This window comes from Flavobacterium sp. LMO8 (genome assembly GCF_009495755.1).
GTDB lineage: Bacteria > Bacteroidota > Bacteroidia > Flavobacteriales > Flavobacteriaceae > Flavobacterium.
On record NZ_WIBJ01000031.1, the window covers coordinates 675,382 to 691,214 of the forward strand.

The window sequence follows — 15,833 nt, forward strand, 5'->3', positions numbered from 1 at the left end:
TTAAAAATTAAAAATTATGGAAAATAATAACCAGCAAGGGCAAATTAACATTGAGTTAGACGAGCAAACGGCTGAAGGAACCTATTCAAATTTAGCAATCATAAATCACTCCAATTCTGAATTTGTTGTCGATTTTGTAACAATTATGCCTGGAGTGCCAAAAGCAAAAGTAAAATCAAGAATTATCTTAACACCACAACATGCAAAACGTTTATTAAAAGCATTAGGTGAAAATATTAATCGTTTCGAAAACGCGCACGGAAAAATTGAAGAAGGCGAACAAATGCCAATTCCTCTAAATTTTGGTCCTACAGGACAAGCTTAGTTAGGAAATCCTCAAGAGTTATTGAGGATTTTTATTTTAAGTATTTTATCGGTTAAAATTGTATTTCATCGTTGATTTATCTAAGATATTGTTTTTTTTCAGAAATTGTATAGCTTTTTGTAGGCAAACTTAAATTTTTTTACGGCAATTAATAAAAATTAACTATATGATAAACAACTACGATTCAGTTGATGCCTTTGTTTTTAATGGCTCAGCAAATTTGAAAAAACAAGAATCGACATCTTTCTCGGTAAAAAAAGGAACTTTAGTGCTCTTTATGACTGTGTTTTTGATGTTGTTTTCTTTTGTTTTTGTACAAGGGCAATCAGTAACAAACTATGCCTTTAGTACAACAACAACTGGTTCATTAGCCTTAGATGCTAATGGAAATACCGTTGATATGTCAACAGGAACAACTCAATTGCTAGCATCGGGTTTAGACGATGTGGCATCTTCAGTTAATCCAATTGGATTTGATTTTATTGGTATGGGAGTTACGCATACCAATTTCTCTGCCAATACAAATGGAGCTTTTGCTCTAGGAAATGCTGCGATTGGTACATCTGGTACTACTAATACAGGATCAGCTACAAGGCTGTTTATTGCTCCTTTTGGTGGTGACCAAGCTACGCACTCAACAGGTAAAGTACATTATAAAATAATTGGTTCAGCTCCAAACAGAACACTTGTGGTAGAGTGGTTAAATATGGAGATGGATTATCAATCATCAATTTCTAATGCTACGTATCAAGCAAGGATATACGAAACATCTGGAATTATTGAGTTTGTATACGGATCTATGTCAGTTGCAGATGCTTTTTTTACAGGCCCAATTATTGGTTTTTCTGCAGGAACAACGGCAGGAACAATTGCTTCCGTAACTTCATCAACCAATGCAGTTACAACAAACGGAACTGCTTATGTAAATAACACTTACGTTGTAGGTGCTATAGCAAATTTAGATTCTAGTGCTGATGGTTCAAGAAGAACTTATGTGTTTACACCATCAACTTTAGCTGTTACAGCACCAACAACTTTAACTTTTTCGGGAGTTACATCATCGGGTACAACTGTAAACTGGGTAGATGACTCAATAAATGAATTTGGATTTTTAGTAACAAGAGCAACAGATGTCGCTTTTACAACAAATGTTGTTACTACAACTATTGCTTCAACAACAGTAGCTGCTACTGGTGGAGCTTACAATTCTATACAAACAGGTTTAACACCAAGTACGTTATATTATTATAAAGTTCAGGCACTTTCTGAGGCAATATATTCAACTGAAATTTCAGGTTCTCAAGCAACAAACCCTCCAGGCTTTTTTGTTTCAATTACTGATGGTAACTGGAATGATCCTGCTACTTGGGATGCAAATGCAGTTCCAACAGGTGTTGATAACGCAACAGTTGCGGCTCACACCGTTACGATAGACGCGGCTGGCATGTCAATTAATAACTTAATAGTTCAAGGTTCATTAGAATATGGTGTAACACCAACTACTTTTAATGTTAATGGTAATTTAACTATTGAAGCAGGAGGAGAATTCCTTGTGTTTAATGGCACTATAGGAAAGGCTTTAGTTGTTACAGGAAATATAGTAAACGATGGAAATATTGATTTATCTGTTGGAGCAACAACTGCAGGAAGTTTAACATTAAATGGAAGTACAGTTCAGACAATTTCTGGTTCTGGTACGTTTGCTAGTAACTTAATAAGAAATTTAATTTTTACCAATACATCAACAACAATTCCAAATATTAATTGGGATTTTGATGATATAAGTGTTGCATATAATTTAAATATAGCAAATGCTAAAATTAATTTAAATAACAATAAAATTAACTTTGGTATTGGATCAGCTGTTGCTGCGGATACTGGTAATACATTTACATCTACAAATGGAGGTTTTTTAAACGGAACATTTTCTAGATGGTGGACAGCCGCTCAGACAGGTTATACTACTTCAGGACCAACAGCTATTCCAACAGCTGCGGCTGGAAGATATCCTTTTTATTCACCAACTGGAGATCAAAGAATATTCTATGTTGGTAGAACAACTCCTTCGGCGGGTGGTAAATATGCAGTAACTTATAATAACGCTACAACAAGTACTACAGGATTAAGTATTGTTGATGGTGCTTATACGGTTACTAATCAATGGGATGGTAATTTTGTAGTTACACTAGATGGTACAACACCTGCTGCTGCTTCAAACTGGGTAACAATGTTTACTCCAAATGCTTTCTTTACTACTGCACTTGGTGCAAGAATTACAGGTGAAAGTGTTGCGATATCAGGAACTCACGTTAATACTTCAAGTGCTCCATATGGACAAAGAAGTGGGGTTTCAACTGCCGATTTAACTTCCGCGACAGGTTTACATCTTGGAGTTAATGTGTCTGATGTTCCAATTGTTTCTGTTGCTTCTGGAGATTGGAATACAGGTTCTACTTGGAATGGTGGAGTTGTGCCATCTTGTGCAGATGTTGCTGTAATTGCAAACGGTCATACAGTTACATCTACTACTTCAGGTAATGTGGCAAGAAATGTAACAATAGCAACAGGAGGTACATTGGAAGTTTCTGCTGGAGATTTAACAGTAGGTTGTACATTAAACAATAATACTTTAGCGAATAGTGGTACTTTAACCGTTTCAGGTGGTCTATTAGCAGTTAATGGAAATATGGTACACAATGCAGCTTCTATTTTTAATCAAAGTGGCGGGGATATTCTTGTTGATGGTAATGAAGGTGGTATTGTGGCAAATTCTGTTGCATCTGGTGTTGCAATCGTTCAATTAAATTCACAATTCATTAACTGGACAGGTGGTGCATTAACTATTTTAGACCCACACGCTAATACAACAGCGTCAAATACTTTAGCTTACAATAATAGTACTGCTCACGTAAACGTTCCAAATACACATACTCTTAGATTAGGGGATGGTGTTTCAACAGATGCAGGAGGGAATGCGACTAATGGATTTAGATTGAATACTTGGGTAGGTTCTAATAGAATTTTATTTGGTAACTTAGAAGTAAATACGCTTGGAGGAACAAATAGACAAGTAACTACAACTTATACTTTAGGATTTAGCGGAAATATGACTATTGAAACAAGTTCGGAAGTAGTCTTTGGTACTTCTTATGTCGCTGGGAATGTATTAAATAATGGGACTTTTACATCTACTACATTGTTTGGATTAGCTAATTATTTAAATGGTACTGTTTCTGCAACAACAAATCCTCAAACAATAGGAGGTACAGGTGTTTATAGAAATTTAGCTACTACACCTACAGCAAATTTAACTTCTTTTTTAGTTAATAATACTAATGCAACAGGTGTAACATTAAATGCTCCATTATCGGTTAGTGGTACATTAACAATGACATCTGGTATCATTAATACTACAAATACAAATTTATTAACATTAGGAACTGCAACTGCAGGAGGAACTTTAGCAGGTACGCCAAGTGATACTAACATGGTTAGAGGTCCTTTCGCGAGAACTATTGCTAATGCTAATGCAAATACAAATTATTTATTATTCCCTGTTGGTAAAGTAGCGTATGCTCCTGTTTGGGCTGCACCAGCTACTACAGCTGCAACTGTAATGAAGGCAGAAACTTTTGATACCAATACTGGAACACAAAATGCTGCGATTGCAAATATGGGAACTAACAGAAGATGGGAATTACCATTAATATCTGGAACAATTAGTGATATTAATGTAAGAGTAGGTGATGCTGGAATTTTAGCAACAAGTATTCCAGTTCAAGCACCTTCTGCTAGTGGAGAATATACAAGTACTTTTGGTTCTGTTGCAACTGCTGTTGCCGGGGTTTCAACTGAATCTACAACACCTGTTTTAAGTGCTAGCTATACAGGATTTTTAAGTTATGCAGATTCTAATGCTTGTGCTGGAGCTCCAACACCAGGTAATACAATTGCTTCAGATAACTCAATTTGTTTAGGAACTTCTGTTACTTTAAGTTTACAAAATTTAACAACAGGTTCTGGTGTAACTTATCAATGGTTTTCATCACCTGACGGAGTGACGTATTCTTCAATTCCTACAGAAACTAATCCGACTTATTCTACTACGCCAACTGAATCTACTTACTTTATGTGTGAAGTGACTTGTGCTTCAGGTCCTTCAACTACTGCTTCAACTCCAGTGCAAATAACTTTTGCAAATGAAGTAACTGCAACTGTGCCAGCTACTAGATGTGGAGCAGGAACTGTTGATTTAAGTGCTACACAAAGTGCTGGTGCAACTATTAATTGGTTCGCAGCTGCAACTGGAGGTTCTTCATTAGCTTCTGGTTCTTCATTTACAACACCTTCAATTGCAACAACAACTACTTTCTATGCTGCTGCAACAACTGCTTCTGCAGGTAGTTTAGTTTTAGGAGCAGGTGCAACAAACTCCTCATCTACAGCGGCAAGTTTCTTTCCTGGTTTCTGGGGAGGATCTAAAACCCAGTATATAATTCGTGCTTCAGAATTAATCCAAGCTGGATTAACGGCTGGACCTATAACTAATCTTGGGTTTGAACCAACAAACTCTGGTCAAACATATCAAGGATTCTTTGTTCAAATTGGACATACTGCTTCTACAACTGCACCAACAACTACATTTATACCAAATGCTGGTTTAACTTTTGTTTATGCAGGTACTGAAGCAAACGATGGTTTTACACCTGTTGCGGGTTCTGTAAATAATTTAACATTTGGTACAGGAGCAGGAACTACAAGTAGTTTTGTTTGGGATGGAACTTCTAATATTGTAGTTTCAATTTCATGGTCTAGAGTTCCGTCTGCAACTACAGCTACATCAACAACAATGAAAGTGGATAATGTAGGTTTTGTTTCTGCAGCTTATAGACAAAGAGATAGTTTTACTCCAATAGCAATGCTAGATGAAACCTCTGTAAATAGTACATCATCTAATAGACCAAGATTTACAATTAATGGTCAATTAATTTGTTCTTCACCAAGAGTTGCTGTGGTAGCTACTGTTTCTTCACCGCCAGCTTTAACTTTAAGCGCAGCAAATACAACAATTTGTGAAGGTGATTCTTCAAGTGTTGTTACTTTAACTGCTGGTTCTGGGGATTATGATACTTTCGTATGGTCTCCTGCAACTGGAGTAACAGGAGATGAAACAACAGGATGGACTTTTAATCCAACTACTGCAACTAGTTATACTTTAACTGCTAGTCAAACTTCTGGTGCATTATGTGTAACATCTACAACGTTTGATGTTGATGTGAATCCGGTTCCTACTGCAATTACTATTACTCCAGCTTCACCAATAATTTGTGTTGATGGTATTCAGTCGTTAGCTGTTACAGGTGGAACAATTGGATCTTCAGGTTCAACGACAATTGGTTCTGATACTACAGTTACAACTCAAAACGGTATAGAGCCAACTGCTTTTAATAATAGATATGAGCATTATTGGATGCAAATGGTATTTACAGCAGCTGAATTAAATGCTGCAGGTGTAGAAGCAGGTAATATTAATGGTATTAAATTTAATATTACTACTATTGGTTCTGCTGCATTTGTTTCAGATTATCGTGTTCACATGGCTAACACTGGATTGTCAGTATTAACAGGATTTGTTACTACAGGATTAACTGAAGTTTTCGCTGCGGCAACCTATAATCAACAATTAGGTGTAAATACAATTACATTTAATACTCCTTATGTATGGGATGGCGTTTCTAATATTATTTTAGATGTTAGAAATACTGGAGCTGATGCAACAAATAACTCAAGTACTTATTATACTGCTACTCCAGACAATAAAACAGTTTCTTCAGTAACATCTACTTCTTTTGGAAGTTCAAATGCTTATGTAGCTTCTAATCCAACAGGAACTCTTAGCTTAAGAAGATTAAATACAACATTTGATTGGGTAAGTTCTCAACCAACGACTGTAACTTGGGCTCCATTAACAGATTTATACACAGATGCTGCTGCAACAATTCCTTATACAGGAACCAATGCTACAACAGTTTATGTAAAATCTTCAACTATTGGAACTCAGACTTATACTGTAACTTCAACTGCAGCTACAACTTGTTTTACTACAGCAACTGTAGATGTAGAGGTAAGTGCTTTACCAGATACTACAATTTCTCGTTTAGATGATACATTAACAGTGGCAGAAGCTGGTGCAACTTATCAATGGGTTACTTGTGATGCAGGTCCTGTATACACACCTATTGGAGGAGCAACTTCTCAATCATATTTAGTAACTGCTATTGGAAGTTATGCTGTAGAAGTAACTAAAAACGGATGTACTACAAGAAGTGCATGTTTTGATGTTACTACTTTAGGAACTTCTTCTTTTGATATGAATGCTTTAACTGTTTATCCTAATCCAGTTGTAGACATTTTATCAATTAGATATAATGAAGAAATTACTGCGATTAACGTATATGACTTAAGTGGAAGATTGGTGAAACAAATAACACCAAATCAAACTGAGGTTGAGGTAAACATGTCTGAATTAGCTGCTGCAATGTATATTGTAAAAGTGAACGCAGGTGAAAGCCAAACTGAAATTAAAGTAATTAAAAAATAAAGTTAAGTTAAGTTTTTTAAATAAAAAAGGGTCAATCTTTAGAGGTTGGCCCTTTTTGTTTTTATTTTAGCAACATGAAATTGACAGCATTAAAAATAGAACAACTCCCAATAGTAATCGACTTAACCAAGAAAATTTGGCCTGTGGCGTATGGTGAAATCTTGTCAAAAGAGCAATTAGATTACATGATTGACAAATTTTATAACGAAACCGCTTTGCGCGAATTAATACAAAAAGGTCACGTTTTTTATTTGGCACAAGACGATAATGGAAAAGAGGTAGGTTTTGTTTCCTATGAAATTAATAGCGAACCCAACAAAACAAAAATCCATAAAATTTACGTGTTACCCGAAACACAAGGCACTGGTTTAGGTAGACAATTCTTTGAATTGGTTAAAGAAAAAGCTATTGAAAATAACCAAAAAGCCATTTTCTTAAACGTAAATAAATACAACAACGCCTTACATTTTTACACCAAACTAGGCTTTACAAAAGTAAAAGACGAAGTTATTGATATTGGAAACGGTTACGTAATGGATGATTATGTGATGGAAATAGCAATTTAAAATGTTTATAACATTACGGATTTCCACATTTTGGTTTGAAATGGGTTTTGTAAATTGCATGAAGTTATTCGGAAGGAAGTTTTACTAATATGTAACATTTTTAAATAATGTGGGTAAAATCATTTATAGAGTATAAAAGCAAAGAGCTTATTGAGTGTAAATTACTTTTTAAACATGGTAAAATACAAGAGATTGAAATGGAATTTTTTAATGGAATAAAGCCATTTGAAAATAATTCAGAACTTGCAGAAAATCTTGAAATATTGAAGACATATAAACAGGATGAATCAAATATGTTTTGTAAATATTTTATTAAAAAATCTATTAATAGAGAGGTTTTTAAAATGTTTTTAGATATTAATTACTTTGAGTATCTCAAACTTCAATGGCAATTAAAATATTTTTTAATACAATCAAAAGATATAAAAATTGAAGTATTAAAATATATAATTATAAGTATATTAGCTTTTATTGGCGGACTTTTTTATTTTAAAAATGATGTCTCAAAAAATATAAATAATGATAGTGTAGAAAAAATAAAATCTGATGATTTAAATAAAGTTGATGGAAAAATAGATTCGTTACACTTGTCTAAATAATTAAATTTAATAACGGTTACTTAAAAATAAAATTCAATGAAACAATCAATTTTTGGAATCATTTTTTCATTTTTTGTTATTCCATTATTTGGGCAAACAATAGTTAAAGATAGTATTTCCGGAAAATACCAATCTGAAGGCGTTGTAGTTTTTGATAGTATTAAGGCAGATATGATTTTCACTAAGGCTAAAGAGTGGATTGCTATTAATTATAAATCTGCAAATGATGTTATTCAGTTAGCAGATAAAGAGAGTCTAAAAATTATTGTAAAAGGTAATTTTAAAACTTCAATGTTTATGAAAGATGTTTGGATAGCTCACACTTTAATCTTAGATTTTAAAGATAATAAGTTAAGATATTTTTACTCAAATTTTAGCTATTACAGCTCTGGTTCAGGAAGTTTAGAATTTGAAAGTAAAAGTTTAGGTTTCAAAAAATCAGTTATAAAAACTACGGAGAAAAATTTGATAGCATCAATAGATGATTTAAAAAAATACATCATTCAAAACAGAAAAAGTGATTGGTAGTTGACACGCTCGTGCCCACAAAGCAAAAAAAAGCACGAGCAAGATGCTCGCGCTAGCTTTTTCAAATTATTTATTTTCTATCTATTCCTCTCCCCATAATTCCTTTTCCCCGTAAATTTGCTTTTATTACTTGGTAAACTCGCTTCTTCCGTTTTGCTTGAAGGAGCAATTAGTTGGTTTAATTCCGCAACTTCGGCATCGGTTAAGTTTCGGTATTTGCCTTCTTGTACGTCTAATGAAATGTTGATAATGCGAGTACGTTTTAAAGCCGTTACTTCGTAATCTAAATATTCACACATTCTACGAATTTGTCTATTCAAACCTTGCGTTAAAATAATTCGGAAAACGTATTTGCTAATTTGTTCTACTTTGCATTTCTTGGTAATCGTTTCCAAAATCGGAATTCCGTTTGCCATTCGGTCAATAAATCGGTCGGTAATGGGTTTGTTTACGGTTACGATATATTCTTTTTCGTGGTTGTTTCTCGCACGAAGAATTTTGTTTACAATATCGCCATCATTCGTCATAAAAATCAATCCTTCACTGGCTTTGTCCAAACGGCCAATAGGAAAAATACGCTCTGGATAATTGATGTAATCTACAATATTGTCTCGCACACCTAAGTTGGTCGTACATTCAATACCAACCGGTTTGTAAAACGCTAAATAAATAGGTTTTTCGTTTTTCTGTTGTACCAATTCACCATTCACACGAACTTCATCACCAGGCGCAACTTTAGCACCCATTTCCGGAATCTTTCCGTTAATAGTAACTCTTCCTTGCTCAATCAAACGATCGGCTTCTCTACGAGAACAAAAACCTGTTTCTGATAAAAATTTATTAATTCGTGTTGTATTTTCTTCCATGATGCAAAGATAAGTTTTTTTAGTAATTTTTTTGTTGCACAAAGTTTCTCAAAGTTTTCACAGTGTAACACAAAGTTTCTTTATAAGTTTTTAAAAAAGTAAAACGTCTTTGTGTATCTCTTATCAACACAATCAAAATCAAAAAAAACTCTGTGAATCTCTGTGTAATTTAACCTCAAAGTTCGCCAAGTATTTTGTCTTAAAAGTTAATGTCTCTGCGTATCTCTTTTCAATTCAATCAAAGTCAAAAAATCTCTGTGAATCTCTGTGTAATAAAAACAAAAAAAAGCCCTTTTAAAAAAAGGACTTTCATTTATTTGGAAAAGGATTCAATTAGATGCTAGCAAATAATTTTTCCATTTTTTCTTTTTCTTCGTCAGCTAAAACACCGTCTACTAAGATTCTTCCACTGTGCTCATCTGTAATAATTTTTTTACGAGCTGCAATTTCCATTTGCGTTTGTGGTGGAATTGTGAAAAATGAACCGGCAGAAGCGCCACGCTCAATAGAAACAACCGCTAAACCGTTTCTTACACTGTTTCTAATTCTGTCGTAAGCAGCAATTAAACGCTCTTCAATTTGACCTCTTAATTCTTCTGATTTTGCTGATAAGAAGTTTTCTTCTTTTTCAGTTTCAGCCATAATATCGCTTAATTCAGCTTTTTTATGTTTTAAGTGAGTTTGTTTTCCGTCTAATTTTTCTTTAGTTTGAGCTACTACTTCTTTTTTGTGCTCAATAGAAGTTTTCATTTCTTTAATGTGTTTTTCAGCCAATTGAATTTCCAATTCCTGAAACTCCACTTCTTTAGTTAAAGAGTTGAATTCTCTATTATTACGAACATTTTTTTGTTGCTCTAAATATTTTTTAATCGCAGCTTTGTGCTCGTCGATAGCATTTTTCTTGTCTTTGATTTGCTCGTCAATAGTCTCTAAATCGCTTTTTAGTTTCTCTAAACGAGTAGAAAGTCCTGCAACTTCATCTTCTAAATCTTCTACTTCAAGAGGTAATTCTCCTCTTACATTTCTTATTTCGTCTATTTTAGAGTCAACTAGTTGTAAAGCATAAAGGGCTCTTAACTTATCTTCTACACTTAGCTCTTTGATTGTTGCCATATTTAAAAGTACTTAACTGGATTTGTATTTTCTTCTGATAAAATAATTCCGCATTGCAGCGAATTTGGTGCAAAATTAGTGATTTTTTCTTTAAGAAAATCAACAATATAATTTTTTGTATATCTTTCGCTTTCAAAGTGACCAATATCGGCTAAAAGTAACTGATTTTCAGCTTCATAAAACTGATGGTATTTTAAGTCGGCCGTAAGGTAAGCGTCTGCTCCTGAAGATATTGCGTTTTTAATTGCAAAACTTCCACTTCCGCCTAAAACGGCTACTTTTTTTATTGATTTTCCAGTAAAAGCCGAATGACGAATACCTCCACATTGTAATTTATCTTTTACTAATTGCAAAAACTCGGTTTCAGAAAGCGGATTTTCGAATTCACCCACGCGTCCCAAACCAATATTTTGATGTTTGTTTTCTAATTGATAAATTTCGTAAGCTACTTCTTCATACACATGATTTTTGAATAAAGCTTTCAAGATTTTCCCTTGCAAATGCTTTTCAAACGTCATTTCGATTTTAATTTCTTCGTTTTCGACAAATTCAAAACGTTCACCAATTTCTGGATTCGAATTTTCATTTCCCATATATGTTCCAATTCCTTTCGAATTAAAACTGCAATCTTCATAATTTCCAATGGTTCCAGCTCCAGCATCAAACAAGGCATTTCGCAATTTTTCAACGTTTTCCGGAATCGTATAAGTAACTAATTTTTGAATGTAATTTTCTTTTGGAATTAAAACTTTAGATTTTTTTAACCCTAGTGCATCACAGAAAATTTTATTAACTCCATTCTGATGATTGTCTAAAGCAGTATGAACGGCATAAATTGCAATATCATTTTTAATGGCTTTTAAAATCGCGCGTTCCACATAATTTTTGCCCGTTATTTTCTTAATTCCCGAAAACAAAATAGGATGGAAGCAAACCACCAAATTACATTTTTTCGAAATCGCTTCATCAATCACTGATTCCAATGCATCATGACAAACTAAAACGCCTGAAATTTCCTGATTTGGATTGCCAACTAAAAGGCCAACATTATCAAAATCTTCGGCATAACCTAGTGGCGCCATTTCTTCAAGAACAGAAAGTATATCGGAAAGTTTCATGATGTTTGATTTTACTAAATGATTACACAAATTAACGAAATACCAGTTAGAAATGAAATGATAAATAGCATAAACTTTAATATGATGATAATTTATTATACTTTCGTAATATGATTTTGTTACGAAAAATACTTTTTCCTTTGGCCTTTTTGTATTGGCTTATTACGTTTATCCGAAATTGGCTTTACGACAAAGGCATTTTCAAGAGTTATTCTTTTGATATACCTATAATTGCTGTTGGTAACCTTAGCGTTGGCGGCACAGGAAAAACACCTCAAATTGAATATTTAATCCGATTGCTTTCAGAGAAATATAAAGTGGCTGTTTTGAGTCGCGGTTACAAGCGTACGACTGAAGGTTTTATTTTGGCAGATGAAAACGCAACTGCGAGTTCTATTGGTGATGAACCATTTCAGTTTTATTCAAAATTTCCAAACATTCAAGTGGCAGTTGATGCCAATCGTAAAAACGGAATTGAAAATTTATTACAACTTCAGAATAAACCAGACATCATTTTATTAGACGACGCTTTTCAGCATAGAAAAGTAAAAGCTGGTTTTTATATTTTGCTTACGGCGTATGACGATTTGTTTTGCGACGATTATATTTTGCCTTTCGGGAATTTACGCGAACCTTCATCTGGTAAAAGAAGAGCGGATATGATAATTGTCACAAAATGTCCGAAGGATTTGTCCGAACTTGCACAGCAGAAAATCAGAGAAAAGTTAAAAGTAAATCAACCGGTTTTATTTACAACAATTCAGTATGATGATTTTGTTTTTGGGAATGATGTGCAACATTTAGTTACTGAAATTCAATCCGAAAGTAAAGTGTTGGTTGCTGGAATTGCAAAACCTAAATTGTTCTTCAATTTTCTAAAAAATGAAACAGATGAGACTTTGGTTTTTCCAGATCATTATCATTTTTCGAAACAAGATTGTGAGCAAATTTTGGCAAAAGCCAACGGAAGAAAAATAATTACAACAGAAAAAGATTTTGTTCGTTTAAACGGATTATTGCCAAAATCGCAATTGTTCTATTTGCCAATAAAATCAACTTTTTTAAATGCAAATATTGATAAAACAATAGAAGATTATGTGGGAAAATGTACAAGAAACAGTTAGTTTTATTAAAAGCAAAACCAATTTTACTCCAGAATACGGTGTAATTTTAGGTTCAGGATTAGGCGGATTTACTTCAGATATTACCATTGAATATACATTACCGTACACGGAAATTCCAAATTTCCCAGTTTCAACCGTTCAAGGGCATCATGGAGCTTTGGTTTTTGGAACAATTGAAGGGAAAAAAGTGGTGGCGATGCAAGGACGTTTTCACTTTTATGAAGGGTACGATATGAAACAAGTTACTTTTCCAATTCGTGTAATGAAATATTTGGGTGTAGAAAAATTAGTTGTTTCCAATGCTTCGGGTGGTGTAAATCCTGCCTATGTTGTTGGAGATGTAGTTGTAATTACTGATCATATCAACATGATGCCTGAACATCCTTTGAGAGGACATAATGATGAACGTTTTGGTCCAAGATTCGTAAATATGAGCGAACCGTATTCTAAAGCAATGATTGAAAAAGCATTTGAATTGGCTGAGGATTTAAATATTTATCTTAAAACAGGTATTTATTTAGGATTACAAGGTCCAACATTTGAAACCCTTGCCGAATATAAAATGGTAAAAGCTTTAGGAGCAGATTGTGTTGGAATGTCAACCGTTCCAGAAGTGATTGTGGCACGTCATATGAATATGGAGTGCTTTGGAGTTTCTGTAATTACTGATATGGGTGATGAGGAAAATATCGAAGAAGTAAACCATGAAGAAGTGTTACAAGCGGCACAAAAAGCAGAACCTCATGTAAGAAACTTAATTAAGAATTTGATTGCTCAGTACTAGTTAAGTATTTGGTTACTACATTATAGAAATGCTCTGGTTCAAAAGGTTTTGTGATTACTTCATTCATACCATATGATAGAAGCATTTCTCTATTTTCATTTAGAGAGATTGCGGTTAGTGCTACAATTGGAATATGACTGTTGAATTTTCTGATTTCACTAGTTGCTTCCGTTCCGTTGATTCCAGGTAAGTGAACATCCATTAGAATTAAATCGTAATCATTTACTTTTGCGTCTTCTATGGCATCTTCTCCATTATCAATAATATTACATGAAATGCCCCTTCTTTCGAGCATTTTCTGTGTAATCATTTGATTGATTTTGTTATCTTCCACTAAAAGGACTTTTTTCGTATTCAGTAAAGTTAAGTTAGGGGTAATTTCTACTTTTTTACTTTTGTTTGCTGCTCCTTTTTCAAATTCTAATTCAAAACTAAAAGCACTACCCTTTCCAGATTCACTCGTTAGGTGAATTTCACTTTCCATTAATTCCAAAATTTTCTTCACGATGGAAAGACCTAAACCTGTCCCTCCATAAGTGCGATTAATTTCAACCGAACCTTGGCTAAAACTATCAAAAATAGCTTCTTTTTTGTCTTTTGGGATACCAATTCCGTTGTCTTTAATCTCAAAATATAAAGTTACGTTATCTTCTGTTTCTCGCTTATTTTTAATAGTACACCAAATATCTCCATTTTTACTAAATTTAATAGCATTGTTTAATAAATTAATCAGAATTTGAGATAATTTAGTTGGATCTCCTTGTAAATTGTAATCAATCGATTTGTCAATATTTAAGTGACATTTAATGTTGTTTTCGTGAATGAATTCTTTGAATGAAGTGACAATGTTTTCAGTAAGTTCAGAGATGTTAAAATTGATTTTTTCGATTACTACTTTGTCAGATTCTAAACGATTGATTTCTAAAATATCATTAATGAAATTTAATAAGTAATTTCCTGAAAACTCCAGTGATTTCAAGTAATTCAGCTGACTTGGTTTTGGTTTTTCTTGTAATAAAAGATACGTAATTCCATTAATAGCATTTAAAGGAGTTCGAAGTTCATGACTTACTGTAGATAAGAAATCAGCTCTAGCTTTTGAAGCACTTTCAGCTTTATCTTTCTCTATAGTTAATTCTCTGTTTTTTTCTTTTAAAAGTTTATTGGTAGTAATTCTAATTTTATTGTTTTTATACAAAGACAAACTCAATAAGGATAAAATCGAAATTAAGGCAATACTCAAAATACTAATTAACTTAGAGAATCTTAAGGTTTTTTGTTGACTTTTTTTCTCTTTGTCTAATTGTTCAATAGTTTTCAATTGCTTATCAAATTGAATTTTGTCAACAGTGTTTTCAGCTACATAATTATTATAATATTTTCCTATGGAATCTGTTAAATTTGCATATTTTTTTAAATATAAATTCGCATTTGAAATGTTGCTGTTTTTCTCATATGTAGTGCTTAGTAGGATGTAAATGCGTTTGGTTAATTGAAAATCATTATTGTTTGTTTTGTTTGTTTGATTGGCAAGATTGAAGTAATTGATCGCTTGTGGATACTTCTCTTTTAAAATTTCTATTTCACCTAACTGAATGTAAGCTTCTGTTTTTGTGCTAAGTAAAGCGTCGTCACTAATGTTTTCTACAACTCCTTTTAGTATAAGGCTAGCTTCGTCAATTTTTCCTTTTTCTTTTTTTATGATAGCTTTTTGAAGATTAATTAATTCAATAGCTTCAAGGAAGTTTAATTTTTTATAAATAACTGTAGCTTTTTCAAAAAAGGTTTCAGCGTAATCAATCTTGTTTTTTTTAAGATAACATTTTCCTAAACCATAATAAGAAAGCGCAATATTAGATTTTGGCTCGCTTTTACTATAAATGCTAATCGCTCTTATGTAATAATCTATTGCTAAATCATTTTTTTCTAGTTCATAAAATATAGTGGCTAATTGAAGATAGCAATCAGCTAATTTTTTTTCTAAATTATTTTTTTTAGCAAATTCAATAGCTTTTTCGGTGTACAAAATAGCTTTTGAGTAGGATTTTTTTTCTTCTTTGTTAAAAAGACCAATCTCTAAGTAGTAATCAGTACTATCGCTTATTTTCCCCGCATCTTTATATATAGATTGCGAGTAACTGTTTACAGTTATTAAAAGAAATAATATGAGAAGTCGATTAATCAAGGAATGCCCTAGTTATATTTAACT

General features: G+C 33.1%; 11 protein-coding genes. 7 read left to right on the top strand and 4 right to left on the bottom strand.

What is annotated here, in order from left to right; genetic code table 11:
- Nucleotides 1-16 precede the first annotated feature (16 nt).
- The 5 genes from GFJ94_RS10950 (at nucleotide 17) to GFJ94_RS10970 (ending at nucleotide 8,619) form a co-directional block, all read left to right on the top strand.
- Complete coding sequence (locus tag GFJ94_RS10950; RefSeq protein ID WP_153201558.1) at nucleotides 17-325, top strand: DUF3467 domain-containing protein; 309 nt, start codon at nucleotides 17-19, stop codon at nucleotides 323-325.
- Nucleotides 326-491: 166 nt separating this feature from the next.
- Complete coding sequence (locus GFJ94_RS10955) at nucleotides 492-6,926, top strand: T9SS type A sorting domain-containing protein (protein WP_153201559.1); 6,435 nt, start codon at nucleotides 492-494, stop codon at nucleotides 6,924-6,926.
- 74 nt (nucleotides 6,927-7,000) lie between these two features.
- Nucleotides 7,001-7,492 (top strand): GNAT family N-acetyltransferase, encoded by a 492-nt coding sequence (locus GFJ94_RS10960; RefSeq protein WP_153201560.1) that lies wholly within the window; start codon nucleotides 7,001-7,003, stop codon nucleotides 7,490-7,492.
- A gap of 107 nt (nucleotides 7,493-7,599) precedes the next feature.
- Nucleotides 7,600-8,091, top strand: a complete 492-nt coding sequence (locus GFJ94_RS10965; RefSeq protein WP_153201561.1) for a hypothetical protein — start codon at nucleotides 7,600-7,602, stop codon at nucleotides 8,089-8,091.
- Nucleotides 8,092-8,127: 36 nt separating this feature from the next.
- Nucleotides 8,128-8,619 (top strand): DUF4468 domain-containing protein, encoded by a 492-nt coding sequence (locus GFJ94_RS10970; RefSeq protein ID WP_153201562.1) that lies wholly within the window; start codon nucleotides 8,128-8,130, stop codon nucleotides 8,617-8,619.
- Between the two features lie 77 nt (nucleotides 8,620-8,696).
- Here the strand turns inward: GFJ94_RS10970 and rluF are convergent, their stop codons facing one another.
- The 3 genes from rluF to GFJ94_RS10985 form a co-directional block, all read right to left on the bottom strand.
- Nucleotides 8,697-9,485, bottom strand: coding sequence for a 23S rRNA pseudouridine(2604) synthase RluF (gene rluF / locus GFJ94_RS10975; protein ID WP_153201563.1), 789 nt, complete (start codon nucleotides 9,483-9,485; stop codon nucleotides 8,697-8,699).
- A gap of 333 nt (nucleotides 9,486-9,818) precedes the next feature.
- A complete protein-coding gene (locus GFJ94_RS10980) occupies nucleotides 9,819-10,598 on the bottom strand; it encodes a zinc ribbon domain-containing protein (RefSeq protein WP_153201564.1) in 780 nt (259 codons plus the stop codon).
- Nucleotides 10,599-10,600: 2 nt separating this feature from the next.
- Complete coding sequence (locus GFJ94_RS10985; protein WP_153201565.1) at nucleotides 10,601-11,716, bottom strand: Nif3-like dinuclear metal center hexameric protein; 1,116 nt, start codon at nucleotides 11,714-11,716, stop codon at nucleotides 10,601-10,603.
- A 110-nt stretch (nucleotides 11,717-11,826) separates the two neighbouring features.
- Here GFJ94_RS10985 and lpxK point away from each other — a divergent pair, with 110 nt between their 5' ends.
- Entirely contained in the window at nucleotides 11,827-12,840 is a 1,014-nt protein-coding gene (gene lpxK, locus GFJ94_RS10990; protein WP_153201566.1) for a tetraacyldisaccharide 4'-kinase, read from the top strand.
- The gene (locus GFJ94_RS10995) at nucleotides 12,812-13,624 is read left to right on the top strand and encodes a purine-nucleoside phosphorylase (protein ID WP_153201567.1); all 813 of its coding nucleotides are present in this window, start codon (nucleotides 12,812-12,814) and stop codon (nucleotides 13,622-13,624) included. Before lpxK ends, GFJ94_RS10995 begins: the two co-directional genes overlap by 29 nt.
- Here the strand turns inward: GFJ94_RS10995 and GFJ94_RS11000 are convergent.
- On the bottom strand, nucleotides 13,599-15,650 hold the full coding sequence (locus GFJ94_RS11000; RefSeq protein WP_238989459.1) for an ATP-binding protein: 2,052 nt from the start codon (nucleotides 15,648-15,650) through the stop codon (nucleotides 13,599-13,601). The two genes, GFJ94_RS10995 and GFJ94_RS11000, sit on opposite strands and share 26 nt — an antisense overlap.
- Nucleotides 15,651-15,833 lie beyond the last annotated feature (183 nt).

Excerpts from the sequence above, each read along its gene's own strand:
- rluF (WP_153201563.1), bottom strand. The coding sequence starts at position 9,485 with ATGGAAGAAAATACAACACGAATTAATAAATTTTTATCAGAAACAGGT.
- GFJ94_RS10980 (WP_153201564.1), bottom strand. The coding sequence starts at position 10,598 with ATGGCAACAATCAAAGAGCTAAGTGTAGAAGATAAGTTAAGAGCCCTT.
- GFJ94_RS10995 (WP_153201567.1), top strand. The coding sequence starts at position 12,812 with ATGTGGGAAAATGTACAAGAAACAGTTAGTTTTATTAAAAGCAAAACC.
- GFJ94_RS10960 (WP_153201560.1), top strand. The coding sequence starts at position 7,001 with ATGAAATTGACAGCATTAAAAATAGAACAACTCCCAATAGTAATCGAC.
- GFJ94_RS10955 (WP_153201559.1), top strand. The coding sequence starts at position 492 with ATGATAAACAACTACGATTCAGTTGATGCCTTTGTTTTTAATGGCTCA.
- GFJ94_RS10970 (WP_153201562.1), top strand. The coding sequence starts at position 8,128 with ATGAAACAATCAATTTTTGGAATCATTTTTTCATTTTTTGTTATTCCA.
- GFJ94_RS10965 (WP_153201561.1), top strand. The coding sequence starts at position 7,600 with ATGTGGGTAAAATCATTTATAGAGTATAAAAGCAAAGAGCTTATTGAG.
- lpxK (WP_153201566.1), top strand. The coding sequence starts at position 11,827 with ATGATTTTGTTACGAAAAATACTTTTTCCTTTGGCCTTTTTGTATTGG.
- GFJ94_RS10985 (WP_153201565.1), bottom strand. The coding sequence starts at position 11,716 with ATGAAACTTTCCGATATACTTTCTGTTCTTGAAGAAATGGCGCCACTA.
- GFJ94_RS10950 (WP_153201558.1), top strand. The coding sequence starts at position 17 with ATGGAAAATAATAACCAGCAAGGGCAAATTAACATTGAGTTAGACGAG.